The sequence below is a fragment of the Desulfuromusa ferrireducens genome, from assembly GCF_055389805.1.
This window is the reverse complement of record NZ_AP042415.1, coordinates 2,456,115-2,480,828: the sequence shown is the minus strand read 5'-3', so window position 1 is coordinate 2,480,828 and position 24,714 is coordinate 2,456,115. Positions and strand designations below refer to the sequence as shown.

The window sequence follows — 24,714 nt, the reverse complement described above, 5'->3', positions numbered from 1 at the left end:
CCTGCGGTTCAAGCCATTTCAGACAAAAAAAGAACGCTGTTCAGGCGTGTTAGACAAGACAGGGGAAATCGATAGTGGCGTGTCGGCTACGGAGCACTTAAAACAAGACTCAACCCGGCAATGAATCGTCAGGATCATGCGCATGCTGATGTTCTTCATGCTCGTGCCCGGGGTGGAGATGCTCGTGATAACCAACCTCGGGACGGTGGCAGTGCTCTTCGCTATCCACCCCATGTTGATGGCTGTATTGATGCCCATGCTCGTGCTCATGATCGTGAGGATGACGATGCAGCAGCTCTCCGTGGCGGTGAGGATGGTCATGGAAGTGACGATGTCGATGTGAATGTTGATGCTGATGTTGCAGTTCCAGCACCGCCTTCGAGCAGCCAGTTTTATAACTCAAGGCCAGCAGGTTGAGCTCCTTCTGCCCCTGATCGGCAAGAAACTCGGCCGTGGAATAATCCTCCAGCACCTTGCCGCGATGCAGCACGAGAGTCCGGCTGGTCAAGGTCGCCACCAGCAATGGATCATGGGTCACCAGAATCCGTGTTTGCGGCAAGTCCTTCAGAATCTCCAACAGCAGCTCTTCACCCTGCGGATCGAGCCCGGCGGTCGGCTCATCAAGAATCAACAATTCTGGCTCCATGCTCAAGACCGTTGCAATCGCCAAGCGCTTGCGCTCCCCACCGGAGAGATGGAGAGGCACCCGTTCCTGATAGCCCTCCAGTCGCACTCGCTGCAGTGCCTCGTTGACCCGCCGCTCAACCTCACTTTTGGACAGACCAAGTTGTTTCGGTCCAAACCCGACCTCCTCGGCACAACTGGCACAAAACAGCTGATCGGCCGGGTCCTGAAAGACCATCCCGACCAGACGCCAGAGCAATTGTCGTTGCTGATTATCGAGCGATCGGCCATTAAACAAGTGGCTCCCTTCCCCGCTGAAGATCCCCATTAAACAGTTCAGCAAGGTTGTTTTGCCCGCGCCATTCTCACCGACAATAGCGACCGATTCGCCGAGATGCAGAGCAAAGTCGACCCCGTCCAACGCACTGGTGCCGTCGGCATACTGATAGCGGTAATCGCTCAATTCGACAACCGGCTGAGCGCCATCAAGGCGAGGTACGGGACTCGTACCCAGATCGGGAACAGCAACCTCCGCAACTTGCGGCGGCAATTTACGATCGGCCAAACCGCTCAGACGAAAAGAAAAATCGAGACCATGTTCGCGCATTGACGGTGGGTGCGCAACCAGTTCCGCCATACTGTAATCATGATGGATCTGACCACTATCGAGCACCACCGCCCGCTGACAAAGTTCGAAAGCGAACAGCAAGTCATGGGTGATACAGATCAGAGTTCCCTGGTAGTTGCGCAGCAAATCGACCAGCAGATTCTCCTGCCCGGGATCAAGATTTGCGGTCGGCTCGTCGAGAATCAACACCTGCGGTTTCATCGCCAACAGACAAGCCAGCGCGGCACGTTTTTTCTGCCCATAACTTAAATGGTGGGATGGCTTGTAGATCAGTCCTTCTAGCCCGACCGCAGCCAGCGATTGACGAACCAACGGCTCCATGCCGGCCAACGAAACACCCTGATTAAGGGGACCGAAAGAGACATCATCATACAGAGTCGAACAAAACAATTGATCGTCCGGATCCTGAAACAGGACACCAATTTCCAACCGGGCGCGCTGCAGATGATCACCATCTAGCGGCTGCCCCTGATAAATCAATTCGCCCCGTTGTATCGGTAGCAGGCCGTTAAAATGTCGGATAAGAGTCGACTTGCCGGAACCATTCTGCCCAACCAGAGCGATCCGATCACCGCCGGCGATACTCAAATCGATACCACGCAGAGCTTGTTGCCCGCCCGGATAGCTATAATGCAGATCGCGAATTTCAAACTGTGCCGTACCGTCAAAATCGATCGGCGGTAGGCGTCTCAAGTCATGCATCGATCAGCCCCCTAGCCAGTAGCGATCAAATATCAACAAGGCGACCCCGAGCAACAGCCAGAGCGCAGCATGCAACCAATCGCCAACGCTCACATTAAAATAGAAGGGAGCCGGAAAGCGGCCCTGATAACCACGCGCCTGCATGGCGGCATAGACCCGATGGGTGCGCTCAAAGCTGCGCACAAACAGCATGCCGAGAAAATTACCCATCACCCGCAGGGTTTCAATACTGGTGCGGCGACGGAAACCGCGCACCTGCATACCGACCGCCATCCGCCGCGCCTCTTCTAAAAAGACAAAGATATAGCGATGCGCCAGCAGGATCATCTGCCCGACCTTTTCCGGCACGCCGAGCCGGGTCAATCCCTCGACGGTCCGTGGCAAAGCCGCCGTCGCCAGGAGCGGTTCCATCAGCAATGCCACGGCGCAGGCTTTACCGGTAATGGCCAGCGCCAGGTGCAGGCCGCGCAGATTGAATGACAAAAATGAGATGCCGGAAAAAACAATCAAGCTATCGCCAGGGCGGGTCGCCGCAGTCAATGGCATGATCAGCAGGAACATGGAGAGAAAGCCGCTCATCGCCAGCAACCGGCGCAGCGAGCGGGAGACTGGCAGCCCGGCAAGCAGCACAGCGGAAAAAGCGAGCAGCATGGCAAGTAGCGCTGACCAGGGTGAACGGGTCGCAACCACCAGAAAGGCAAAACCGAGCAGCGCCACCAGCTTGAAGCGCAGATCCCAGCGATGGAACAACGAGTCACCCTCAGCGGACGCATCGATGACCGGCACCGACCAGTCGCGTTGTTGTTGTTGCGGGTTGGAATCACCGCGCACAAACGACTTGGCAATCCGCAGTGCCACATACCAGAAGGCCGCCAGCAGGGCGATGGCAACGATCAGAACAAATGCGGGGAGCTGCAGAATTTGCGCTTGGTCCATCGACTAGCCTTGCGAGAGAGACCCGAGCCGTTGCTCGAGCAGTTCCGGCTTAACCCGAAATAGAAAAGAGACAGTAAAAGCACTAACCAGCCCTTCGACGACAAACACCGGAAGGTGCGCCAGCAGGGCCAGCTTCATCACGCCGAAAAAATCATCGCCGCCGCTGGCTAACAAGAGTGCCAGCAGCGTCGCCGCCAGCAGCGTCCCACCACCACCGGCCAGAGCGCCAATTATGACGTGCTGCTTTTGCGTCTTGCCGCGCAGCTTATGAAACAGTAACCCGCAGAACAGCGCCGGCAATCCCATCATCAACGCATTGGCACCAAGAGCAGTCAGACCGCCGAACTGAAACAACAAACTCTGTAACAACAAGCCGAGCATAATCGCCAGAAACGACGCAGGACCGAGCAAAACACCGACCAGGCCAGGGATCAGCAGATGAACACTGGTCGGTCCGAGCGGCACATGAATCAGCGAGGAGACAAAAAATGATGCAGTCACCACCGCCACTTTCGGCAGATCTTCACTGGCGATCTGCTTGACACTCCAGGCCGCCACCGCCAGGCTGGCGACGCCGCTACCGAGGGCGACACTGATCGGCAGAACGCCGTCGGAAATATGCATGCTTTTTAGTGCTCCTGAGTGGTTTTCTTACGCGCAACAAACCAGCTAGCGACGCCAAACAGACCAACAATGTAACCGATCCCGCCAATAACCTGCGTTGCATCGGGGGCGTTCAATTCCTGGCGTAACGCATCGGCCTGCCGTTCGAGTCGATGAACCTTGCGTTGCAAAGCAGCGTTTTCCTGCTGGAGCGCAACGAGCGGCGTTTCTGCTGTTTGCTGTTCGACAGCATAGAGGGGCGAACAAAACCAGAAACTGCACAGCAACAGACAGCAAACAGGGCTAAAGCATTGACGGAAACCGGTCATAAGCTCACTCTTTGATGGCAGTTTTTTTCAACTGGAATGTATTTCTATGCCCCATCCCGGCATCGATCACCAACAGCAGCGTATCCTCTTTGGGCAGCGAAAACTGGAATAAGCCCTCTTTATCGGTCTGTCCTTCCAGCAGCAGCTGCTCCTGGCTGTCATACACCGACACCTTGCCCTGTTCGATCGCTCGGCCGTCAGGGAAATAACTTTCGGCATAGACGATACCCTCTTCTACGTAGGCGAAGATATTCACCTTATGTGCCAGAACGACGCTCGGAAAAAGAAAACCGACCAGCAACAGAGAACCCATCAAGCCAACTAAGATACTTTGCATATCCAATTACCCCTATTGCATATCACGGGTATGCACCCAGAAGACCGCGCCGATCTCAACATTTTTTTCCTCGCCGCCTTGTGGCAGCGTCCAATCGGCCTCGGAAAGTGCCGAGAAACCCCACCACCCTGCGCGCGGCAGCGCATAGTGAAAGACCCCATTGACGTCAGCTTTGACGACTTGGGTGATAAAAGGATCAGCAGGCGGCGTCACGAAATCACCGATATCAGCGGTCTGATTGAGATATTCAACCTCAACCACGGCAAACGGCACCGGCTTGCCCTTAAGCAGCACCTGCCCGGAAAATAGATTTCCGGTCCAGAGCCCATAAGGCCGTGCCAGAGGAACAATTTCGGTTTCGAGGCCGATCGGCTGATCCCAACTATCCTCCAGTCCGAGCGCCGCAACCGTCACCTTGGTGTAATGAACAATAAATAAATTCTCGGTCGGCTCCCAGTACGGCTGCGGAACAAAATAAAAGGTGTGATCTCCCGGCCGCTTGATGGTGAAATCGCTGAGCCAATAAGTGAAATTCTGGGTTGGGTCGATACACTCACGTTTGGCTTGCTGCAAAGAATCGAGCAGATCATGACGCTGGCCACGGACAAAAACGCCGTACTTTTTCGGTCGCTCCATCTGCATATATTTCAATTCCATCGGATGGATAAACTTCAGCTCCAGACCGATATCAAGAGAATCGCCGGAAGAGACAATGTCGGTGGAAGGAATCAGCGCACCAAAGTGAGCGAAGCAGGAAGAAGAGAATAACAACGAATAAAACACAGCAATAAGTAACCAGCGCATACCATCTGCTCCATTGAATAAGGATCACACGACAAAAACCAAAAGCAGGTTCCGTACCAAGTGTTACGAATATCTATTTAGTAGCACAAGCTACTCCCCGGGCAACATCAGTGTCAACAAGAATGCTACGAATTCAAATTTCGTGTTACTGGTAGGTAAGAATTTTTTTCGCCCCAGCGCTACGCGCTAAGTCTGCTAAACTAAAAGCGCAAAAGTTCAGGAGCTTAAGGAATTAAATCAGGCTCGCCGACACCTTGAAAACACAGCATTTATCACTAAAGGTCGATCATGGTACAGATAAAAAGAGGGCTGGATCTGCCGATCAGCGGTACACCTCGCATGCAGATTGAAGAGGGACCAGCAGTGCGACGGGTCGCTTTAATCGGCCGTGATTATCAAGAAATGAAACCAACCTTGTTGGTTGGCTTAGGCGACCCGGTCAGTCTGGGGCAGCCTCTTTTTTCCGATAAGAAAAATCCAAAAACCCTCTTCACAGCACCGGCAGCAGGTACGGTTGTAGCCATCAACCGGGGCGAACGGCGCGTGTTTCAGTCGTTGGTCATCGAGATTTCCGGCAGCAGCGAGAAAACTTTTGCGCCGATAGCGGCAGAACGACTCGAGCAGCTTTCTTCCGCCGAGGTCGAATCGCTGCTACTCGAAGCAGGATTGTGGACTGCGTTTCGCACCCGACCGTTCAGCAAAATTCCGTCGCCCGGAACCCGCCCGGCCGCCCTGTTCGTCACCGCCATCGATACCAATCCGCTGGCTGCCGACCCGCAGTTGATTATCGCCGACAAGGCGAAAGAGTTTGCTGCCGGATTGAAGATTCTTCGCCACCTGACGGCAGGAAAAGTTTACTTGTGCAAACGGCCGCAAGCGCAGATTGCTGTCCCACAGGGAATCACCGTCAGTGAATTCTCTGGCTGCCACCCGGCCGGACTGGTTGGCACCCATATCCATTTCCTGGAAAAGGTTAACCAGCAACGCAGCGTCTGGCACGTCGGCTATCAGGACGTGATCGCCATCGGCTACCTGTTGCTCATCGGCCGCATTCTCAGCGAAAGGATTATCGCCCTCTCTGGCCCGGCGGTTAAAGAACCGCGACTGATCCGCACTCGGCTTGGTGCTTGCCTTTCAGATTTGGTCACCGGGCAACTCGACGAAGGCGAAAACCGGATCATCTCCGGCTCAGTGCTGGCTGGCCACACCGCTACGACCGCCAACGATTATCTCGGCCGTTATCACAATCAGGTTTCCGTTCTGCAGGAAGATCGGCAACGCCAGCTGCTCGGCTGGGGGCTGCCCGGTTTCAATAAATTCTCGCTAAAAAAAGTGTTCGCTTCAGCGTTGCGACCGCAGCGTTCACTAGCGATGAAAACCAGTAGTCATGGTAGTTTACGGGCGATGGTTCCGATCGGCGCCTTTGAAAAGGTCATGCCGCTCAACATCAACGCGACCTGGTTGCTGCGTTCACTGTTAACCGAGGATACCGATCTGGCCCAGCAGCTCGGCTGCCTGGAACTGGACGAAGAGGATCTGGCGTTGTGCAGTTTTGTCTGCTCGGGAAAGATGGACTACGGCACTCATTTACGCCAAACCCTGCAGAAGATTGAGAAAGAGGGCTGATGAAAGCACTACGTAGTTGTCTCGACAAGCTTCATCCGCACTTTGCCAAAGGGGGCAAACTTGAACGCCTCTACCCGCTGTTCGAAGCGACCGATAGCTTTATTTATACCCCGGGCGAAGTAACCGCTGGAGCGCCACATGTACGGGACGCCATCGACCTGAAACGGGTAATGATCACCGTGGTAATCGCCCTGCTGCCCTGTTTCTTCATGGCGATGTGGAACACCGGCTATCAGGCCAACAGTGCCCTGCAATTGACCGGCGCGAATGTCGAAGGCTGGCGCGGTGGTCTACTGGAGATGATTGGCTACGCCGGCAATCCGCACAGTCTGGTCGACAACCTGCTGCTCGGCGCGGCCTGGTTCGTGCCGATCTATTTGGTGACCAACATCGTCGGTGGTTTATGGGAAGCTCTATTCAGTATTGTGCGTGGCCACGAAATCAACGAGGGGTTTCTGGTGACCGGTTCGCTGTTTCCGCTGATCTGCCCACCGACCTTGCCGCTCTGGCAAGTGGCGCTGGGAATCAGCTTCGGGGTGGTGATCGGCAAAGAGATTTTCGGCGGCACCGGCAAAAACTTTCTCAACCCTGCGCTGACCGGTCGCGCCTTCCTGTTTTTTGCCTACCCGGCACAGATTTCCGGCGATGCAGTCTGGACAGCCGTTGACGGCATCAGCGGAGCGACACCGCTCAGTCGAGCGGCCGAAGGCGGCGTTCAGGCAGTAACAGCAGTGAGTAGCTGGTTCGATGCCTTTATCGGTACTATCCCCGGTTCAATGGGTGAAACATCAACCCTCGCCTGCCTGTTCGGTGCAGCCATCCTGATCTTTACCGGCATCGGTTCCTGGCGGATCATGCTCTCCGGACTGCTCGGTGCCGCAGCCCTCTCCTTACTGTTCGTCGTCATTGGCAGCACAACCAATCCAATGTTTGCCCTCGGTCCACTCTGGCACCTGGTCCTCGGCGGTTTTGCCTTCGGTCTGGTGTTTATGGCCACCGATCCAGTCTCCGGGGCGATGACCGAAGCGGGGCAGTGGTTTTATGGTCTTTTGATCGGCGGCATGTGCATTCTGATCCGCGTGGTCAACCCGGCCTTCCCCGAAGGGATGATGCTGGCAATTTTGTTTGCCAATGTCTTCGCCCCGCTGATCGATCAGCTGGTGCTTAAGTTTCACATCAAGCGGAGGCTGCGCCATGTCGAGGGATAGCACGACCAAAGTCCTGAGCGTTGCTTTTCTGCTCTGCCTGATCTGCTCGGTTCTGGTTTCAGTTGCAGCGGTTGGCTTGAGCGACCGGCAGAAAAGGAACAAGGCCGAGGAAAAGAAGAAGAACATTTTGCAGGCTGCCGGGCTCTATCAAGCCGATCGATCAGTCGAAGAACAGTTCGGCAAAATTGAAGCGCGCATCGTTGATCTGCAGACCGGCGAGTTCAGTCGTGATTTTGACCCCGCTGCTTTCGATAGTCGCTCAGCAGCGCGTGACCCACAAACCAGCTACCAGATACCGTCAACCCTTGACCTTGGCGCCATAAAGAAGCGCTCCCGTTACATGGATGTCTATCTGGTGCGGGATAATGACAGGTTGCAGCAGTTGATCCTGCCGGTACACGGCAAGGGGTTGTGGTCAACGATGTACGGCTTTATCTCGCTGAACAACGATTTTACGACGGTCAACGGTTTCGCCTTTTACGAGCATGGCGAAACCCCGGGCCTTGGCGGCGAAATCGACAATCCAAGCTGGAAAAAGCAGTGGCCGGGCAAGAAAATTTACGACCAGACCGACAACATCCGCATCGAAGTGTTCAAAGGAACGGTGGATAGAAACTCGGCTGACGCAATCTATCAAGCCGATGGACTGGCGGGTGCAACCCTGACGGCCCGCGGCGTCAGCAACCTGCTGCAGTACTGGCTGGGAGAGGATGGCTACAAACCGTTTCTGCTGAAATTGAAACAGGAAGGGGTCAAACTATGAGCAGCGCCAAAGATGTTTTACTCGACCCCCTATTCAACAAGAACCCGATCGGCTTGCAGATTCTCGGTATCTGTTCGGCCCTGGCGGTGACCTCCAAACTGGAGACGGTGATCGTCATGTCGCTGGCGGTGACCTTTGTCATCGTCGGCTCCAATTTCTCCATCAGTCTGATCCGCCAGCAGATCCCCCGCAGTATCCGCATCATTGTCCAGATTACGATAATTGCCACGCTGGTTATCATCGTTGATCAGTTTCTCAAAGCTTATGCTTTCGGCATCAGCAAACAGCTTTCGGTCTTTGTCGGGCTGATTATCACCAACTGCATCGTGCTCGGTCGCGCCGAAGCCTTCGCCATCAAGAATCCGCCGGGCTTAAGCATTCTCGATGGCATCGGCAATGGCATTGGTTACAGTATTGTGCTGCTGATTGTCGCTTTTTTCCGTGAACTACTCGGGGCCGGCAAATTACTCGGCTACACCATCCTGCCGACGGTCAGCGACGGCGGCTGGTACCTACCGAACGGTCTGATGCTGCTGCCGCCAAGCGCCTTCTTTATCATCGGACTGCTGATCTGGGCGTTGCGCTGCTGGAAAACCGATCAGGTCGAGAAGGAGAATTAAAGTGTCACGCCCGGTTAATTACATTTGCCACTTTCAGCCCTTTTTGCCGCTACCGGCGTTGCGGAGATTCGGTTTAGTTTCAACTAGGCCAGCATTTCCGCGCCTTGGCAGCAACAAAAATGACTTGAAACTGCCTAAAAGCCTTAACCGAACGGGACACTTATGGTCGAACACTATCTGAGCCTGCTGATCCGCTCGATCTTTATCGAGAATATGGCGCTGGCCTTTTTCCTCGGCATGTGCACCTTTTTGGCGGTGTCAAAAAAGGTCGACACAGCAGTCGGACTCGGCATTGCGGTGATCGTTGTTCAGACCATTACCGTGCCGGCCAACAACCTGATTTATCAATATCTGCTCAAAGAGGGGGCACTCTCGTGGCTCGGCTTGGGCGACACCGACCTGACCTTTATCGGCCTGATTTGCTACATCGGCGTCATCGCCGCCATGGTGCAGATTTTAGAGATGATCCTCGATCGCTATGTGCCAAAGCTCTACAATGCGCTGGGAATTTTCCTGCCGTTGATTACCGTCAACTGCGCGATTCTCGGCGGCTCCCTGTTTATGGTTGAGCGCGACTACAACTTTGCCGAAAGTATTGTTTTCGGTTTTGGCAGCGGGACCGGTTGGGCGCTGGCGCTGGTGGCGCTGGCTGGGATTCGCGAGAAGATGAAATACGCCGATGTTCCCGCCGGCCTGCGTGGGCTGGGCATCACTTTTATGATTGCCGGGCTGATGGCGATGGCCTTTATGGCCTTTTCCGGCATTCAACTCTAATGGCGTCCCCATCTTTTAACTACCAATGGAAATAGGTAATGACAGAAATCACCCTGGGAGTACTGATATTTACCATCATCGTTATGCTGCTGGTGGCGCTGATTCTGGTCGCCCGGTCGAAGTTGATCCCGTCCGGTGACATCAGCCTCAATATCAATGATGATGCTGACAAACTGCTAACAGTCGAACCGGGGGACAAGTTGCTCGGGGCACTCGGCAATAACGATATTTTCATCCCTTCGGCCTGTGGTGGCGGTGGCACCTGCGGCCAGTGCAAGGTCAAGATTAAAGCCGGCGGAGGTGACATTCTGCCGACCGAAACCGCTCACATCAACAAACGTGAAGCAAAAGAGGGTTACCGGCTCTCCTGTCAGGTCAACGTCAAACAGAACATGGACCTCGAACTGCCAGCGGAGATCTTCTCGATCAGCAAATGGCCATGCCGGGTGCGCTCCAACCTGAGCCGCGCAACCTTTATCAAAGAGCTGGTGCTAGAACTGCCGGAAGGCGCGGATCTCGATTTCCGTGCCGGTGGTTATATCCAGATCGAAGCACCGTCGCATGTTGCCGAATATCAGCAGATGGAAATCGCCGAGCGCTTTCGCGACGATTGGGACAAATACAATATTTGGCAGTATCGCTCCGAGGTCAAAGAACCGATCATGCGCGCCTACTCGATGGCTAACTATCCGGAGGAAAAAGGCATCGTCATGCTCAACGTGCGGGTCTGTCCGCCGCCGCTGCAAGTACCCAATGCACCACCGGGGCAGATGTCCTCGTTTATCTTCAATTTAAAGCCGGGCGATAGCGTCGAAGTTTCCGGCCCCTATGGCGAATTTTATGCCAAGGAAACCGAAGCCGAGATGGTCTTTATCGGTGGCGGCGCTGGCATGGCGCCGATGCGTTCGCATATTTTCGACCAGCTCAAACGACTACATTCAAAACGGAAAATTTCCTTCTGGTACGGAGCCCGCAGCCTGCGCGAAGCATTCTATGTGGAAGAGTTTGATGAGCTGGCCGCCAAACACGCTAACTTCACTTGGAACTTGGTACTGTCCGAACCGCTGCCGGAGGATAACTGGACTGGCGCGGTCGGTTTTGTCCATCAGTATCTTTACGATAACTATCTCGCCGCCCATCCCGCCCCGGAGGACTGCGAATTTTATATGTGTGGTCCGCCAATGATGAACAAAACGGCCGGCGACATGCTTTATAACCTCGGGGTGGAAGAAGAGAACATCATGTTTGATGATTTTGGCATCTAGGAGCCTGACACTATGCGCTTTGAACAGACACGAACCATATTGCACAAACTGGCCCCCGATTATCATCGCCAGATCAGTAATTACTATCAGACGATGGCCGATGGCGAGGTCTCGCCGCGTGTGCAATTGATGCTAGACTACCTGATCGATCACGAACAACATCGGGCGCTGGCCTTGAGCGAATTCTGTCAAGATGCGCCGCACCAGGTGCTCGAGCATTGGCTGAAAGGGCTGGAGTTTAATTTCCCCGAGCCGATGGAGAAAGTCCTGGAGGCTTCAGCAGCGACCGACCTGGATCAATTGATCAAGGCTGCAGTCAGCTATAAAATGACCCTGATCGATTATTTTGCCCACCTGCTCGAACACTGTAGCGACAAGAAAACCGCTGACCTGTTTGATAAATTGAAAAACCAGGAAGAAAAGGCGATGAAACGAATGATTCGCCACGCCCAGGGCTTGGCAGATCTTTAGTATGCTGCGAACGATCCTTTTGTTGCTCTGCGGACTCACGCTGCTGAGCCTGACAGTCGCTTGCCAGCCAGAACAGAATTCCGCCGTGCAGTTCGGCGGCTCGACCATGGGCACAACCTGGTCGGTCAACCTGCATTCACTTCCAGCCGGCACCAATGTCGCCAACCTGAAACAGCGGCTGCAGAAAAGACTCGATCAAATCAATGCGCTAATGTCAACCTACGACCCTACATCGGAAGTTTCCCGGTTCAATATTCAGACCAGCAGCGACTGGATCGCGATCTCGGCGGAAACTGCACAGGTTGTCGAACTTGCCCTGCAAATCAGCGAGCTGACCGACGGTGCTTTTGATATCAGCGTCGGCCCACTGGTCGAACTCTGGGGGTTCGGGGCGGCAAAACGTGCGGAACAAATTCCCAACAACACGCAGATAGAAGAACAACTCGCAAAAGTCGGCTATCAGAAGCTACAACTGCGTCGTCAACCGGCCGCGCTAAAAAAGCAACATCCGCAGCTGCGCATCGATCTATCGGCGATTGCCAAAGGCTATGCGGTCGACGTGCTAGCAGAACTGCTCAATCAGCAGGGGATCGACAACTATTTGGTCGAGATCGGTGGGGAATTGCAGATTTCAGGGCAACGAACCGATAAAACGCCTTGGCGGATTGCCATTGAAAAACCGCTCGAAGGGACGCGTGAAGTCGCGACCATCTTTGCGCTGACCGATACCGCGCTGGCCACCTCCGGAAATTATCGCAACTATTTCGTCGAAAACGGCCAACGCTATGTCCATACCCTCAATCCGGTCAGCGGTCAACCGATCCGCCACAAGTTGGCCTCGGTGACCGTGCTCGATCCGAATTGCGCAAGGGCCGATGCACTGGCGACTGCACTGATGGTAATGGGTGAAGAACGGGGCCGTCTGTTGGTCGAGAAAAAGGGAATTGCCGCTTACTTTCTTCTCCACGAAAAAAATGCGACGATTGAGTATAAAAGTCCGGCTTTTGCGGACTCTATAGCAAAGGAGGATAAATGAAATTATTCGCCGCCGCGCTGATTGTCTTCTTGCTGTCCTTCACCGGTCTGGCCATTGGACTTATTATTCGGCAGAAAGGCCTGCGTAGCGGTTGTGGCCACACCCCCAACAAAGAGCATGACTGTCGCTGTGAATCCGAGTTGGACGCCAGCATGCGCGGACAAGCCGATCAGCACTGCAAGAAAGAGGAATGCTGAACACGATAGGATCAGCGCTCCAGAGAGTTCATTTCGATCATTCCGAAAAGATAACTGCGTTGTGAATTTATTCCGTTCTGCTCCCCCTCGCAGCCACCCCCGATGATTCCCCAGAAGAGGTAACGAATCAATTTTGAGTATGGTATTAAAGGTTATCTAACCCGCTAAGTTTTGACAAAATGGGGAGGGTCCTGGATACTAGCTTCGCTCAACAAACCGCTTAGCAAAGAGAGACAGCAGATGATTAACGAGTACCTTATTTTTGTTACCTTGGCGATTACGATTACTGCCATCCCTGGCCCAGCGGTCATTTTAACGGTTAAGAATAGTATCAAATATGGATTTAAAAATTCTCTCGCAGGAATTTTAGGAAACTCCGTTGCCATGATCATTATGGCAACCATCTCAGCCCTCGGGCTGGGCGCTATTATTCTGGCCTCTTCAACCTTGCTCGCCGTAGTAAAAATTATTGGTGGTATCTATCTCGTCTACCTTGGAGTAAAGGCCTGGAACACGCCACTGCTTAAAAAGGACGAGCAACACCACCTCACAGATCAATGCCAGAAGGAGTTTGTTTCTTTATTTAAAAAGGGTTTTTGGGTCGGCATAAGTAACCCCAAGGCGATCGTTTTTTTTACTGCAGTGTTTCCTCATTTTATCGACCCAACCAGGTCTTTTGCCCCACAATTTTTAACCCTCTTCCTTACCGTAGAAGGACTTGCCTGCTTCATCTGTGCGGGCTATGCTCTCTTGTCCTCAAGAACGGCACAATACTTACACAAAGACAATTCAAGAAAGCTTTTTCCAAAGTTAACTGGCGGAGCTTTTATTGGCTTTGGGGTTGCTTTGCTGTACGAAAAGTAGAAAATGAATATCCTGTCGTTTTCAAAAGTTGCTTAAATTTGCACAAAACTAGGCAAGAACACTGTCGTCTAAAATCCCCTTTTCAATCAATTGTTTCAAAATACCTTTACTCTTCTTTTTGAACGTATCTCTGAGTAGCCGGGCAGCCGGGGTAATCAATTGCCGGCTCGGGCAGATCAACCAAAGTTCGGTCGTTCTCGGTTTGAACTCGGGCATGACACTCACAACATTTCCCGCTAACAAATCCGCAGACATGTCGAGGCAGGATTTAACCGCCAGTCCTTTCCCTGCGACACACCAGCGCCTGACCAGATCGCCATCATTGGAGACGCGGTTGCCACTCATCTTGACTTTATAGTCTGTTCCACGCTGCGAGAACTCCCAGACATCGTGCGTGATGTCGTTAAGCTGGTAGAAAAGTCCGTTATGTACCGGAAGGTCGTGCGGGTGTTCGGGATTACCATTTTTATCGAGGTACTCCTGGGTTGCGCAAAGCACTCCCGGAATATTACAGATTTTAAATCCATAAAGATTCGTCTCATCTGGTGAGCCATAGCGCAGCGCCATATCGACGAGATCGCGATAAAAATCGATTTTGCTATCACTGATATTCGCTCTTAAGGTGATATTCGGATGGATTTCCATGAATTCATCAAGCCATGGTGTCACCAGGTTTCGGCCCAAGTCCGATGACACTGCAATACGCAGTTCTCCGTCGACAATATCCTGATCATCCTTAATTTTCAGCCTGGCTTGATCCAACATCAGCAGGGCCTGCTCGCATTGAGGAATGTACCTTTCCCCCGCACTGGAAAGCCGAAGGCTCCGCGTAGTGCGGATAAACAGCTCCACGCCCAACCTGCTTTCCGCCCGCTTAAGTGCCGCACTGGCAGTGGCGGTACGCATATCCAGATGAGCCGCCGCAGCGGTGATGCTACGAAACTCAGCCACTTTGAGAACGACTTGAAGATCTTCTAACAGCATATGGATTATCCAATAATATTTGATAATGTTTCAATTATTATACTGTTTATCTCGAGACAATCAAGGACTAGTATTTTATCAGAGACAAAACAACGGGAAAATTTCACTAACAAATACACTGGAGAAATACGATGAAAGCAATTGGCTATACCAAAACCCTGCCTATCACGGATCCTGAATCTTTAACCGATATAGAACTACCTCAACCGATTGCCACGGGGCGTGACTTGCTGGTGAAGATTATAGCGATTGCGGTGAATCCGGTCGATTTCAAAATTCGTCAGCGGATGGCTCCCGAGGATGGAGACTACAAAGTGCTCGACTGGGATGCCGTGGGCGAGGTGGTCGCGAGCGGCGAGGCCGCAACGCAGTTCAAACCGGGTGATGAGGTCTATTACGCAGGGGCTCTTATGCGCCAGGGCTGCAATGCCGAATATCAACTGGTTGACGAACGTCTGGTCGGCAGCAAACCAAAAAGCCTGTCTGACGCCGAAGCCGCCGCGCTGCCGCTGACAACAATCACCGCCTGGGAAATGCTGTTCGAGCATCTGGCTATCAAGCAGCAATCCCCGGATTCAACCGATAAGTCAGATGAGGTCATTCTGGTTGTCGGTGCCGCTGGTGGGGTCGGCTCTATCTTACTACAGCTCGCTAAAGCTATCACCGGCGCCACGATTATTGCTACCGCATCACGCGAAAGCTCGCAGGCCTGGGTTGAAAAACTGGGGGCGGATCATGTTATCGACCATACCAAACCCCTCGGGCCACAGATCGAGGCTCTGGGGATCGGTCAACTGACGCACGTTGCCAGTTTGACCAACACCGATTCTTACTTCGATACCTATATCGAGCAGTTGGTGCCGTTCGGCAAGATTGCCATGATCGATGATCCTGAAGAGCCATTGGATGTCATGAAGATGAAGTTCAAGAGCTTGTCGCTGCACATCGAGTTTATGTATGCCCGCTCCATGTTTAACGCGGCCGATATGGATGAGCAGAGTCGTCTGCTGAGCCGCGTAGCGGATCTAATTGACCAGGGCTTTATCCAGACCACCGTCGGTAAAAACCTGGGAACTATTAATGCTACAAACTTGAAGGCAGCGCACGCCAAATTAGAATCGGGAAAATCAATCGGCAAAATTGTCCTGGAGGGGTTTTAATTACGCCGAATTTGCCAATAACTCAGATTTAAATTAACCGAAACGACACGAGACAAAAATATGCCTAAATTAACGATCATTGCGAATATTACTGCCAACGCCGACCAGATTGATCTGGTCAAGGCTGAACTTCTAAAGCTGATCGATGTCACCCGCGCTGAAGATGGCTGCATAACCTATGATCTGCATCAAGACAATGAAAACCCGGTTCATTTTATGTTTTATGAAAACTGGGAATCCCGTGAGCTGTGGCAGACGCATATGGGTGCACAGCACTTGCAGGATTACATGACGGCAACGGAAGGCGCAGTTGAAACATTCACCGTGAACGAGATGACGCCCCTGGCATAAGCGAAAGATGTGAATTGCTCAAATAAACGGGGACATCTCAAAACAAACAGAAACGCTGCAGACAAGCTTTGAATCATATTGAGTCGAAGCTTGTCTGTCGTTCCCAAAAACAGGGAAACACTTTTACGGAAGTTTTTTGAGCCAACTTAGACAGCATTTTTTCAAATATGGTGGGTTCGTAAATTCCAGCCAAAGAAGCACTGTATCTATCATCTAAACACACAGACTGATGCAAAAAATCCCCGCAACAGAAGTATACGGGGACTTTTAAATATGTTCAGTTTTCGCTACTCAGCAAATAGCTTCCGCCATAGACGGTTAGCAACTAGCTGAGATTAGACATTAAAACGGAAATGCATGACATCGCCATCAATGACCCGATACTCCTTACCCTCTAAGCGCAGCAGTCCTTTATCTTTGGCCCCAGCTTCGCCACCGGAATTGATGTAGTCCTCGTAGGCGGTCACTTCGGCGCGGATAAAACCTTTTTCAAAATCGGTATGGATCACCCCGGCCGCCTGCGGAGCGGTTGCGCCGTCAGAAACGGTCCAGGCACGCACCTCTTTGACTCCGGCGGTAAAGTAGGTAATCAGACCGAGCAATTTATACCCAGCGTGGATCATCTGATCGAGCCCCGCTTCTGCCAGTCCCATCTCCTGGAGAAATTCCGTCTTTTCTTCGGCATTCAGCTCAGCGATTTCCGACTCAATTTTACCACAGATGGTCACCATTTCGGCCCCTTCAGCGGTTGCGTGATCACGGACAATCTGCACAAACGGATGAGCACCCTCAAGATCATCTTCTGCCACATTGGCAACATAGAGAACCGGTTTGATAGTAATCAGACAGAGCTCGGCGATCGACTGAAGCTCCTCTTCATCCAGATCAACAGAGCGGGCCGACTTGCCATCGTTGAGCGCCGCACTGACTTTCTCCAGCACCGCTACTTCTGCTTGGGCTTTTTTGTCTCCGCCGCGGGCCAGTTTGACGTTGCGCTGAAGCCGTTTATCAACGGTATCCATATCGGCAAAATTCAACTCGGTCTGGATCACTTCGATATCGCGCATAGGGTCGACACTGCCATCAACATGGACGACGTTGTCATCTTCAAAGCAACGAACCACATTGGCAATCGCATCGACTTGGCGGATATGACCGAGAAACTTGTTGCCAAGGCCTTCCCCCTTGCTGGCACCAGCAACCAAACCGGCAATATCAACAAATTCCATGCTGGTCGGCAGGATCGCCTGCGGTTTGACAATTTCAGCTAGGGCATCCAGGCGCTTGTCCGGCACTGCGACAACTCCGACATTCGGCTCAATAGTACAGAAGGGATAATTGGCTGATTCAGCCCCGGCCGAGGTGATGGCGTTGAAGATGGTCGATTTTCCGACATTCGGCAAGCCGACGATTCCGCATTTAAAACCCATAACTTTTTATCCTGTTTCAATAAAAGATAGCCGGGACAAATGCCCCGGCTATCAGATTAAGCAATATTTCCTCTATGCTCTTTATACGAGCAGCGGTGCGATGACCAGGGAAACAACGCTCATCAACTTGATGAGGATGTTCATGGCCGGACCGGAGGTATCCTTGAAGGGGTCGCCGACGGTGTCGCCGATAACAGCAGCCTCGTGAGCGGCGCCGCCCTTGCCTTCACCTTCAAGCTGTCCGCTTTCGATGTATTTCTTGGCGTTATCCCAAGCACCGCCACCGTTGGACATCATCAACGCCAACAAGACGCCGGCAACGGTCGCCCCGGCGAGCATACCACCGAGAGCTTCTTTGCCGAGAACAAAACCGACCAACACTGGAGCAACAACAGCAACCACGCCTGGCAGGACCATCTCTTTAAGAGCGGCCTTGGCGGAGATGTCAACACACTTCTGCGAATCCGGCTTAACACCTTCCTTGCCTTCAAGCAGGCCTGGGATTTCGCGGAACTGGCGACGGATCTCTTCAACCATCTGGCCAGCAGCACGACCGACCGAAGTCATGGTCAGAGCGCCGATAAAGAATGGCAGTGCACCACCGATCAACAGGCCGATAACGACCATCGGGTTGATCAAGTTGATCACTTCCAATTTAACAGTCGTCGCGTAAGCGGAGAACAGCGCCAGGGCAGTCAGAGCAGCCGAACCGATAGCGAAACCCTTGCCGATAGCAGCAGTGGTGTTACCGATAGCATCGAGGCCGTCGGTGATCTTACGAACGTCTGGTCCAAGAGCAGCCATCTCCGAAATACCACCAGCGTTATCGGCGATCGGACCATAAGCATCAACGGTCATGGTGACACCAACAGTCGCCAGCATGCCGACAGCAGCGATACCGATACCGTAGAGACCGGCGAAGTTGTTCGCAACGAAGATCGCAACGCAGATGATCAGGATCGGAATGGCGGTGGATTCGAGTCCGACAGCCAGGCCGTGAATGATGTTAGTCGCCGGACCGGTCTTGGATGCTTCAGCAATCCGGGCAACCGGAGCACGAGCAGTGTAGTATTCGGTCACTTGACCGATAGCGATACCAGCAATGGTACCGGCCAGAATCGCCCAGAAAACGCCGGTCGTAATGCCGAGGACCTGGATGACAATGAATGCAGCAACCAGGAAACCGCCCGCAGCAACGAAGGTGGTGTAATGCAGCGCCTTGGCAGGATCGATACCCTTAAGAAACTTCATCGAGAATATACCGATGACCGAGAAGATCAGGCCGACCATGGCCATTACCAGCGGCAGGATCATGACGTTGGCCTGAATCTCTACACCACCGAGCTTGGTCAGCAGTTCCGGACCGGCAGCAGCAGCAATCGCCATGGTCGCGATGATCGAACCGACATACGATTCGAAAATATCAGCGCCCATACCGGCGGTGTCGCCGACACAGTCACCAACGTTATCAGCGATAACGCCTGGGTTACGAGGATCATCTTCCGGGATACCGGCTTCGATCTTACCGACCAGGTCAGCACCGACGTCGGCTGCCTTGGTGTAGATACCGCCACCGACCCGTGCAAACAGAGCGATAGAGGAAGCACCCATGGCGAAACCATTGATGTATTTAGCGGTTTCAGGGCTGCCACCGAAGAAGATATAAGCAACACCAACACCGACAAGACCAAGAGAAGCAACGGCCATTCCCATAACGGCACCGCCGTTGTAGGAAACTTCCAGAGCTTTAGCCTGACCTTCAGCACGAGCAGCTTCACAAGTCCGCACGTTGGCACGGGTTGCGGCTTTCATGCCGATGAAACCACAGGTCATGGAACAGAGCGCACCACCGAGAAAGGCCAGAGCGGTCTGATAGTTCATGCCGACGGCAATCAGGACAAAAACGACGACAATGAAGATCGCCAGCACCCGGTACTCGCGATTAAGAAACGCCATGGCACCATTGTGAATATCTTCGGAGATTTCACGCATTCTTTCGTTGCCGACAGGCTGTGACTTAACGATGTTGTACAGGACAATCGCAATTGCGAAGCCGATTGCTCCCAGAATAGGAGCCCACATTTCCAGTGCCATCTGTTCCTTGCCTCTCTTTTTTGTGTTTAGAGTGATTCCAGCAGGTTACAACTATTAAACTTATTCATTGCCGCAAGCGCCCCGTCAGTCATGATCGTTTCGACAGCATCTGCTGCCAGATCGAGTAACGGCGGCACTATTTTCTGTTCATCGGCGTTAAAGCGACCGAGCACATAATTGGTGATGTCACCATGTTCCGGTCGGCCGATACCTACTTTGAGACGGATAAAATCTTTAAAACCGAGAACGGCGATAATATCGCGCATTCCGTTATGGCCACCGTGTCCACCTTCCGGCCGGACCCTGATCCGCCCGAGCGGCAGATCCAGATCATCATAGATAACAATCAAATCCCCCGGAGTAACTCCGAGGGATTTTTGTGCTGCATTGACGCTGGCGCCGCTGCGATTCATGAAGGTTTGCGGTAGTAAAATCGTGGTTTCTTCACCAGCAGCACGGCCGACGCCGTAAACCCCTTGGTAACCCTTTTTTTTCAGCGCAATCCGGTGCCGCTCAGCTAGCCGTTCGGCAACCAGAAACCCGGCATTATGGCGAGTCCCGGCGTATTTGTCCCCCGGATTACCCAGCCCGACCAGTAATTTCACAGCTACCCCGCCTTAAGATAAAAGGGTTGTTTATTCAGCTTCGGGTGCGGCTTCAGCGGCTTCAACACCCTCTTCGCCTTCTTCTGTTTCCTCTTCTTCAGCCTTGTGACCTTTAACGGTGATCACGGTGAAGTTAACATCGTGAGGAATCTCGGCACCTTCTGGAACGACAACCTCCGCGACATGGAAAACATCGCCGATACCCAGTTCGGTCACATCGATATCGATCGACTGGGGGATTGCGGTCGGCAGACAGACAACTTCCAGCTCATGACGGATAAGCTGCAGAATCCCGCCTTCCTTCTCACCAACGGAGGTCCCAACAGTGTGAACCGGAACCATAAAGGAAACTTTTTTCAAGACGTCGATGGCATGGAAATCGGCACAAACCATGGTGCGACGGATTGCGTGCAGGTCCAGATCCTTAAGAACAACGACCTTACCTTCAACTTCCGCAGCACCCTTCAAGGTGAGGAGAGTATTCCAGCCGGAATCAGTTGCAATGGCCTTTTCCAGATCCTTCGGCTCGATAGTAATTGCGGTCGGCTCCATGCCTTTACCGTAAACAACGGCCGGACACTTACCAACAGCGCGCAACTTGCGTGCCACACCCTTACCGGTGTTCTCACGAATTTCTACATTTAATTCTGCTTGTGCCATCTATCTATCCTCCATCTATTGGGAAACTGGCTAATTCAGGCCGCTTTCGCTAAACAAACAGCGAGCTGACCGATTCGTCGTTATGAATACGTCGGATTGCTTCCGACAACAGTTGGCTGACCGAAGCTCCGGTGAGCTTACTGCATTTCTTAATTTTATCTTCTGTCGGGATCGTATTGCAGACAATCACTTGCTGCAGCGGACTGTTCTCGATCCGTTCCAGTGCGGGACCAGACAAGACACCGTGGGTAGCACAAGCAAACACCTCGCCTGCACCTTCGCCTTGCAAGGCCTGCGCAGCAGCGCAAAGGGTTCCGGCGGTATCAATCATATCATCGATAATCACACAGGTTTTCCCTTTAACATCACCGATAATGTGCATGACTTCGGAGACATTCGGACCGCTGCGACGCTTATCGATAATCGCCAGACCAGCATTCAGCCGCTTGCCAAAAGCGCGGGCACGCTCGGTGCCGCCAGCATCCGGGGAAACCACCACTAGATCATCCGAGCTCGGGACGATTTTGCGAATTTCTTCCAGCATGACCGGGGCCGCATAGAGGTGATCGACCGGGATATCGAAAAACCCCTGAATCTGACCGGCATGCAGGTCCATGGTCAGCAGACGATCGATTCCGGCCACCGACATCAAATCAGCAACCAATTTGGCGGTAATCGGAGCGCGCGGCATGACCTTGCGATCCTGACGGGCATAACCGAAGTAAGGAACCACGGCATTAATCCGCGCGGCAGATGAACGCTTAAGAGCATCGACCATCACCAGCAGTTCCATCAGGTGATTATTAGCCGGAGCGCAGGTCGACTGGATAACATAAACGTCTCGCCCGCGGACGTTTTCACCGATCTCTACCATCACCTCGCCGTCAGAGAAAGTCCGCACCTTGGCTTCACTCAATTTAACCGACAGATGCTTGCAAATTTCCCGCGCCAGAGGCTCGTTGGAATTACCAGTAAAAACTTTAATCATTCCCACCGAAAGTCACCTTTTTAGCTAGAAGACGAAAAACGGCTAGGCCATGGCATAAACCATGACCTAACCAGAACCCTGAAGCAGCATAACTCAGGTACACATTTTATTTGTACTATCAGCAATAGGTGGCTGGGGCGGCAGGGATCGAACCTGCGAATGCCAGAATCAAAATCTGGTGCCTTACCGCTTGGCGACGCCCCATCATCTTCCTATTGAAACCATATATAAATAAACTGTTGCGTTTCAGCTCGGCGTTTTTAACCGGAACCAGCAACAAGTGTCAACCCTAAATCCAGGTTACCCCTCAAACTTTAGAGCGGCCGGACGGGATAAAACAACCAATCGTGTTCCTTGGCCAACTCTTTTGCCGCACAACTAACCGCAGCATAATCCGGGAAAACCCCAAAAAGCGTCGCTCCACTGCCGGACATCAAGGAGCCGCAAGCACCGTGATCAATCAGCAATTGCTTGATTTGCGCGAGCAGCGGATAGCGCTCTAAAGTAACCCGCTCCAGATCATTGTGCAGGGTGGCACAAAGGTCCTCTTGAGTCACGACAGAAAACCTCGGAAGGTTAGCCAGTTCGCCCCCTTTTGTCAACCGTAAACTTTGGTAAACCCAGGCAGTTGAAACGGCTATTTTCGGATTGACCAACAGATAGGCAACCTCCGGCAAAGCTGGCAATGGAACAAGCTCCGTCCCAGTACCGGTTGCCCAGGCCGGAGCAGCATAAATAAAGAACGGGACATCCGCCCCTAGCTGCGTACCAAGCGCCATCAAGCGCTCCCGAGTCACCCCCAGGTTGAGCAACTCATTTACCCCCAACAAAACAGTAGCAGCATTAGAAGAACCGCCGCCCAACCCAGCCGCAACCGGAATGTTTTTTTTGATATCGATATCGATCCCGATATCACACTGTGCTTCGCGCAGAATCAAGCGAGCGGCACTGGCAGCAATATTCTCTTCTCCGGTCGCCAATTCAACACCGGCACAGCAGACACGAACACCCGTCTCCCCACCAACAGAAATATCGATGCGGTCACACAAATCGACCCGCTGCATCGCCATTGCCAACTCATGATAGCCGTCAAGGCGCCGGCCGAGCACATGCAGACACAAATTGATTTTTGCCGGTGAGGAAAACACCCGCCCCGCTAACACCATATTCGTAGCCCTCATAGGTTTACAAAAAGCGGTATCCTTTCCCATCACCGCCAACAAGTCAAGGCGTTTGAAGAGCAAAACAGCCCCCCCCCCCGCCAAAGGACCAACCAAACCGCCTACCGTTACTACACAAAAGAAGAACCAGGTTCTACCGAGCGTCACAACACCATGCGCGGATGGCCACTTTTGGCCACATATGGCCAAAGCCGACCACCCACCGACATTGGCCCCGACACACAAACCCCAAACAAAAGGCTAACTAGCTGTTTTTTCGTCACCAAAACAGAACAATAACACCATTCTATTGATGGCATCATACTTGCCATAACAGTTAAAAGTGATACAAATAAAATAGCTTTTGAAATTCAAACTGAAAAACTCAACTATTGAGACCCAACCCACACATCAGGAGGAAGTCGCACATGAAACAAGTCGCAAAAATCCTATCGCTGCTAATCGTAGTAACCCTTGCTTTTAGCCTGCCTGCCATGGCCAAGCTTTATGTCTTCGGTGGCGGCCCGGCCGGCGGGACATTCCAAACCGTCGCCAACGCAGTTCAGGTTTACGGTCCGATCAAAGACTTGGCGAAAGATGGAGTCACCGTCAAAACGCAATCATCAGGTGGCTCGATCGCCAACCTGCGTAACGTTAACAAAGGCAAGGTTGCCTTCGGCACTGTCTACTCCGGTCATGTCTATCTCGGCGCTAACGGGTTACTGAAAAACGATACAAAAAAGTATCAGGACGTTCAAGCGGTTGCTTTCCTTTATGGCGCACCAGCACAATTGGTCGTAAAAAAAGGTTCCGGCATAAAGTCGACGAAGGATCTGGCCGGCAAGAAGGTCGGTGTCGGTAATGCCGGTTCGGGCGCCTTCGCCAACTGCGAACTGTTCTTCACTCACATGAGCGTCTGGGACAAGATCGAGCGTAACGCTATGGGTTACAACGACGCAGCGGCAGCCTTCGGCAACAACCAGCTCGACGCTTTCTGGCTGTTCACCGCCTTCCCGTCTGGTGCGGTCATTATGGCTGCCCAAACCAACGACATCGAGTTGATTGATCTCGGTGCTGACGCCACGGCTTCTGGCTTCTATGACAAGTATCCCTACTTCGGCAAGCTTACTGTCCCGGCTGGCACCTACAAAGGTGTTGACGCTGACGTAGCGTCCTTCCAAGATTCGGCCCTTTGGGTTGCCAACAAAGACGTCCCTGAAGATATTGTTTACAACATGCTGAAGGCAATCTTCACTGACGAAGGTCTGGCGCATATGGTTGCCCAGAAGAAAACCTTCAAGGCTATGTCCGTTAAAAAAGGCGCTGACGGTATCGTTACGCCGATGCATCCAGGCGCTACCAAGTTTTGGAAAGAAAAAGGCGTCCTCTAATATCACCGCCTGAGAACAACTTATTCGGGGCAGGGGCCATCCCCTGCCCCGATGTTTGCAGGCGATCCAAGAAGAAAACATCGGGAACAGGCAGCAGCGAATAA

At 52.7% G+C, this 24,714-nt stretch carries 26 protein-coding genes and 1 tRNA gene; 13 read left to right on the top strand and 14 right to left on the bottom strand.

All coding sequences use genetic code 11. The features are described from left to right. Positions 1-109: 109 nt before the first annotated feature. From ACZ5PT_RS11140 to ACZ5PT_RS11115, 6 genes are read right to left on the bottom strand one after another with little or no spacing between them, the layout of a single operon-like run. A complete protein-coding gene (locus ACZ5PT_RS11140) occupies positions 110-1,954 on the bottom strand; it encodes an ABC transporter ATP-binding protein (RefSeq protein ID WP_464263107.1) in 1,845 nt (614 codons plus the stop codon). Between the two features lie 3 nt (positions 1,955-1,957). Next, positions 1,958-2,890, bottom strand: a complete 933-nt coding sequence (gene cbiQ, locus ACZ5PT_RS11135; protein WP_464263106.1) for a cobalt ECF transporter T component CbiQ — start codon at positions 2,888-2,890, stop codon at positions 1,958-1,960. Between the two features lie 3 nt (positions 2,891-2,893). Beyond that, positions 2,894-3,514, bottom strand: coding sequence for a cobalt transporter CbiM (gene cbiM, locus ACZ5PT_RS11130; RefSeq protein ID WP_464263105.1), 621 nt, complete (start codon positions 3,512-3,514; stop codon positions 2,894-2,896). 5 nt (positions 3,515-3,519) lie between these two features. Beyond that, positions 3,520-3,822 carry a hypothetical protein gene (locus ACZ5PT_RS11125; protein WP_464263104.1) on the bottom strand — a complete coding sequence of 101 codons (303 nt, stop codon included), beginning with the start codon at positions 3,820-3,822 and terminating at the stop codon, positions 3,520-3,522. Between the two features lie 4 nt (positions 3,823-3,826). Next, a complete protein-coding gene (locus tag ACZ5PT_RS11120; RefSeq protein ID WP_464263103.1) occupies positions 3,827-4,159 on the bottom strand; it encodes a carboxypeptidase regulatory-like domain-containing protein in 333 nt (110 codons plus the stop codon). Positions 4,160-4,171: 12 nt separating this feature from the next. Then, positions 4,172-4,963, bottom strand: coding sequence for a DUF4198 domain-containing protein (locus tag ACZ5PT_RS11115; protein WP_464263102.1), 792 nt, complete (start codon positions 4,961-4,963; stop codon positions 4,172-4,174). Between the two features lie 288 nt (positions 4,964-5,251). Between ACZ5PT_RS11115 and ACZ5PT_RS11110 the strand changes: the two genes are divergently transcribed. From ACZ5PT_RS11110 to ACZ5PT_RS11065, 10 genes are all read left to right on the top strand, one after another. After that, positions 5,252-6,589 carry a Na(+)-translocating NADH-quinone reductase subunit A gene (locus ACZ5PT_RS11110; RefSeq protein ID WP_464263101.1) on the top strand — a complete coding sequence of 446 codons (1,338 nt, stop codon included), beginning with the start codon at positions 5,252-5,254 and terminating at the stop codon, positions 6,587-6,589. Continuing rightward, positions 6,589-7,797 carry an NADH:ubiquinone reductase (Na(+)-transporting) subunit B gene (locus tag ACZ5PT_RS11105; RefSeq protein ID WP_464263100.1) on the top strand — a complete coding sequence of 403 codons (1,209 nt, stop codon included), beginning with the start codon at positions 6,589-6,591 and terminating at the stop codon, positions 7,795-7,797. Before ACZ5PT_RS11110 ends, ACZ5PT_RS11105 begins: the two co-directional genes overlap by 1 nt. Continuing rightward, positions 7,784-8,560 carry a Na(+)-translocating NADH-quinone reductase subunit C gene (locus tag ACZ5PT_RS11100; protein WP_464263099.1) on the top strand — a complete coding sequence of 259 codons (777 nt, stop codon included), beginning with the start codon at positions 7,784-7,786 and terminating at the stop codon, positions 8,558-8,560. The genes ACZ5PT_RS11105 and ACZ5PT_RS11100 overlap by 14 nt, the downstream gene beginning before the upstream one ends. Further along, positions 8,557-9,180, top strand: coding sequence for an NADH:ubiquinone reductase (Na(+)-transporting) subunit D (locus ACZ5PT_RS11095; protein WP_464263098.1), 624 nt, complete (start codon positions 8,557-8,559; stop codon positions 9,178-9,180). Before ACZ5PT_RS11100 ends, ACZ5PT_RS11095 begins: the two co-directional genes overlap by 4 nt. 162 nt (positions 9,181-9,342) lie before the next feature. Beyond that, a complete protein-coding gene (nqrE, locus tag ACZ5PT_RS11090) occupies positions 9,343-9,954 on the top strand; it encodes an NADH:ubiquinone reductase (Na(+)-transporting) subunit E (protein WP_464263097.1) in 612 nt (203 codons plus the stop codon). Between the two features lie 38 nt (positions 9,955-9,992). Continuing rightward, on the top strand, positions 9,993-11,219 hold the full coding sequence (gene nqrF / locus ACZ5PT_RS11085) for an NADH:ubiquinone reductase (Na(+)-transporting) subunit F (protein WP_464263096.1): 1,227 nt from the start codon (positions 9,993-9,995) through the stop codon (positions 11,217-11,219). Positions 11,220-11,231: 12 nt separating this feature from the next. Further along, positions 11,232-11,690: an aminoglycoside phosphotransferase gene (locus ACZ5PT_RS11080; protein WP_464263095.1), complete on the top strand. Its 459-nt coding sequence runs from the start codon at positions 11,232-11,234 to the stop codon at positions 11,688-11,690. A gap of 1 nt (position 11,691) precedes the next feature. Further along, on the top strand, positions 11,692-12,726 hold the full coding sequence (locus tag ACZ5PT_RS11075) for an FAD:protein FMN transferase (protein ID WP_464263094.1): 1,035 nt from the start codon (positions 11,692-11,694) through the stop codon (positions 12,724-12,726). Further along, positions 12,723-12,923, top strand: coding sequence for a hypothetical protein (locus tag ACZ5PT_RS11070; RefSeq protein WP_464263093.1), 201 nt, complete (start codon positions 12,723-12,725; stop codon positions 12,921-12,923). Before ACZ5PT_RS11075 ends, ACZ5PT_RS11070 begins: the two co-directional genes overlap by 4 nt. A 240-nt stretch (positions 12,924-13,163) precedes the next feature. Next, on the top strand, positions 13,164-13,787 hold the full coding sequence (locus tag ACZ5PT_RS11065) for a LysE family translocator (RefSeq protein ID WP_464263092.1): 624 nt from the start codon (positions 13,164-13,166) through the stop codon (positions 13,785-13,787). A 48-nt stretch (positions 13,788-13,835) separates the two neighbouring features. On the opposite strand, the gene ACZ5PT_RS11060 is transcribed toward ACZ5PT_RS11065, so the two are convergent. Then, positions 13,836-14,771: a LysR family transcriptional regulator gene (locus tag ACZ5PT_RS11060; protein ID WP_464263091.1), complete on the bottom strand. Its 936-nt coding sequence runs from the start codon at positions 14,769-14,771 to the stop codon at positions 13,836-13,838. 131 nt (positions 14,772-14,902) lie between these two features. Here ACZ5PT_RS11060 and ACZ5PT_RS11055 point away from each other — a divergent pair, with 131 nt between their 5' ends. Both ACZ5PT_RS11055 and ACZ5PT_RS11050 read left to right on the top strand, forming a co-directional pair. After that, positions 14,903-15,931, top strand: a complete 1,029-nt coding sequence (locus ACZ5PT_RS11055) for a zinc-binding alcohol dehydrogenase family protein (RefSeq protein WP_464263090.1) — start codon at positions 14,903-14,905, stop codon at positions 15,929-15,931. A gap of 60 nt (positions 15,932-15,991) precedes the next feature. Next, complete coding sequence (locus tag ACZ5PT_RS11050) at positions 15,992-16,282, top strand: putative quinol monooxygenase (RefSeq protein WP_464263089.1); 291 nt, start codon at positions 15,992-15,994, stop codon at positions 16,280-16,282. A 335-nt stretch (positions 16,283-16,617) separates the two neighbouring features. Here the strand turns inward: ACZ5PT_RS11050 and ychF are convergent, their stop codons facing one another. The 7 genes from ychF to ispE form a co-directional block, all read right to left on the bottom strand. Next, complete coding sequence (gene ychF / locus ACZ5PT_RS11045; RefSeq protein WP_464263088.1) at positions 16,618-17,712, bottom strand: redox-regulated ATPase YchF; 1,095 nt, start codon at positions 17,710-17,712, stop codon at positions 16,618-16,620. A gap of 81 nt (positions 17,713-17,793) precedes the next feature. Continuing rightward, the gene (locus ACZ5PT_RS11040; protein WP_464263087.1) at positions 17,794-19,806 is read right to left on the bottom strand and encodes a sodium-translocating pyrophosphatase; all 2,013 of its coding nucleotides are present in this window, start codon (positions 19,804-19,806) and stop codon (positions 17,794-17,796) included. Positions 19,807-19,832: 26 nt separating this feature from the next. Beyond that, a complete protein-coding gene (pth, locus tag ACZ5PT_RS11035; protein WP_464263086.1) occupies positions 19,833-20,411 on the bottom strand; it encodes an aminoacyl-tRNA hydrolase in 579 nt (192 codons plus the stop codon). Between the two features lie 30 nt (positions 20,412-20,441). After that, a complete protein-coding gene (locus ACZ5PT_RS11030) occupies positions 20,442-21,071 on the bottom strand; it encodes a 50S ribosomal protein L25 (protein ID WP_464263085.1) in 630 nt (209 codons plus the stop codon). Positions 21,072-21,120: 49 nt separating this feature from the next. Next, complete coding sequence (locus ACZ5PT_RS11025; RefSeq protein WP_464266731.1) at positions 21,121-22,059, bottom strand: ribose-phosphate pyrophosphokinase; 939 nt, start codon at positions 22,057-22,059, stop codon at positions 21,121-21,123. Positions 22,060-22,188: 129 nt separating this feature from the next. Next, a tRNA-Gln gene (locus ACZ5PT_RS11020) sits at positions 22,189-22,263 on the bottom strand. Positions 22,264-22,373: 110 nt separating this feature from the next. Beyond that, on the bottom strand, positions 22,374-23,225 hold the full coding sequence (ispE, locus tag ACZ5PT_RS11015; protein ID WP_464263084.1) for a 4-(cytidine 5'-diphospho)-2-C-methyl-D-erythritol kinase: 852 nt from the start codon (positions 23,223-23,225) through the stop codon (positions 22,374-22,376). Positions 23,226-23,647: 422 nt separating this feature from the next. Between ispE and ACZ5PT_RS11010 the strand changes: the two genes are divergently transcribed. Then, positions 23,648-24,610 carry a TAXI family TRAP transporter solute-binding subunit gene (locus ACZ5PT_RS11010; protein WP_464263083.1) on the top strand — a complete coding sequence of 321 codons (963 nt, stop codon included), beginning with the start codon at positions 23,648-23,650 and terminating at the stop codon, positions 24,608-24,610. Positions 24,611-24,714 lie beyond the last annotated feature (104 nt).

Coding starts and splice junctions, on each gene's coding strand:
- ACZ5PT_RS11140 (WP_464263107.1), bottom strand. CDS start 1,954: ATGCATGACTTGAGACGCCTACCGCCGATCGATTTTGACGGTACGGCA.
- cbiQ (WP_464263106.1), bottom strand. CDS start 2,890: ATGGACCAAGCGCAAATTCTGCAGCTCCCCGCATTTGTTCTGATCGTT.
- cbiM (WP_464263105.1), bottom strand. CDS start 3,514: ATGCATATTTCCGACGGCGTTCTGCCGATCAGTGTCGCCCTCGGTAGC.
- ACZ5PT_RS11125 (WP_464263104.1), bottom strand. CDS start 3,822: ATGACCGGTTTCCGTCAATGCTTTAGCCCTGTTTGCTGTCTGTTGCTG.
- ACZ5PT_RS11120 (WP_464263103.1), bottom strand. CDS start 4,159: ATGCAAAGTATCTTAGTTGGCTTGATGGGTTCTCTGTTGCTGGTCGGT.
- ACZ5PT_RS11115 (WP_464263102.1), bottom strand. CDS start 4,963: ATGCGCTGGTTACTTATTGCTGTGTTTTATTCGTTGTTATTCTCTTCT.
- ACZ5PT_RS11110 (WP_464263101.1), top strand. CDS start 5,252: ATGGTACAGATAAAAAGAGGGCTGGATCTGCCGATCAGCGGTACACCT.
- ACZ5PT_RS11105 (WP_464263100.1), top strand. CDS start 6,589: ATGAAAGCACTACGTAGTTGTCTCGACAAGCTTCATCCGCACTTTGCC.
- ACZ5PT_RS11100 (WP_464263099.1), top strand. CDS start 7,784: ATGTCGAGGGATAGCACGACCAAAGTCCTGAGCGTTGCTTTTCTGCTC.
- ACZ5PT_RS11095 (WP_464263098.1), top strand. CDS start 8,557: ATGAGCAGCGCCAAAGATGTTTTACTCGACCCCCTATTCAACAAGAAC.
- nqrE (WP_464263097.1), top strand. CDS start 9,343: ATGGTCGAACACTATCTGAGCCTGCTGATCCGCTCGATCTTTATCGAG.
- nqrF (WP_464263096.1), top strand. CDS start 9,993: ATGACAGAAATCACCCTGGGAGTACTGATATTTACCATCATCGTTATG.
- ACZ5PT_RS11080 (WP_464263095.1), top strand. CDS start 11,232: ATGCGCTTTGAACAGACACGAACCATATTGCACAAACTGGCCCCCGAT.
- ACZ5PT_RS11075 (WP_464263094.1), top strand. CDS start 11,692: ATGCTGCGAACGATCCTTTTGTTGCTCTGCGGACTCACGCTGCTGAGC.
- ACZ5PT_RS11070 (WP_464263093.1), top strand. CDS start 12,723: ATGAAATTATTCGCCGCCGCGCTGATTGTCTTCTTGCTGTCCTTCACC.
- ACZ5PT_RS11065 (WP_464263092.1), top strand. CDS start 13,164: ATGATTAACGAGTACCTTATTTTTGTTACCTTGGCGATTACGATTACT.
- ACZ5PT_RS11060 (WP_464263091.1), bottom strand. CDS start 14,771: ATGCTGTTAGAAGATCTTCAAGTCGTTCTCAAAGTGGCTGAGTTTCGT.
- ACZ5PT_RS11055 (WP_464263090.1), top strand. CDS start 14,903: ATGAAAGCAATTGGCTATACCAAAACCCTGCCTATCACGGATCCTGAA.
- ACZ5PT_RS11050 (WP_464263089.1), top strand. CDS start 15,992: ATGCCTAAATTAACGATCATTGCGAATATTACTGCCAACGCCGACCAG.
- ychF (WP_464263088.1), bottom strand. CDS start 17,712: ATGGGTTTTAAATGCGGAATCGTCGGCTTGCCGAATGTCGGAAAATCG.
- ACZ5PT_RS11040 (WP_464263087.1), bottom strand. CDS start 19,806: ATGGCACTGGAAATGTGGGCTCCTATTCTGGGAGCAATCGGCTTCGCA.
- ACZ5PT_RS11030 (WP_464263085.1), bottom strand. CDS start 21,071: ATGGCACAAGCAGAATTAAATGTAGAAATTCGTGAGAACACCGGTAAG.
- ACZ5PT_RS11025 (WP_464266731.1), bottom strand. CDS start 22,059: ATGATTAAAGTTTTTACTGGTAATTCCAACGAGCCTCTGGCGCGGGAA.
- ispE (WP_464263084.1), bottom strand. CDS start 23,225: ATGGTGTTAGCGGGGCGGGTGTTTTCCTCACCGGCAAAAATCAATTTG.
- ACZ5PT_RS11010 (WP_464263083.1), top strand. CDS start 23,648: ATGAAACAAGTCGCAAAAATCCTATCGCTGCTAATCGTAGTAACCCTT.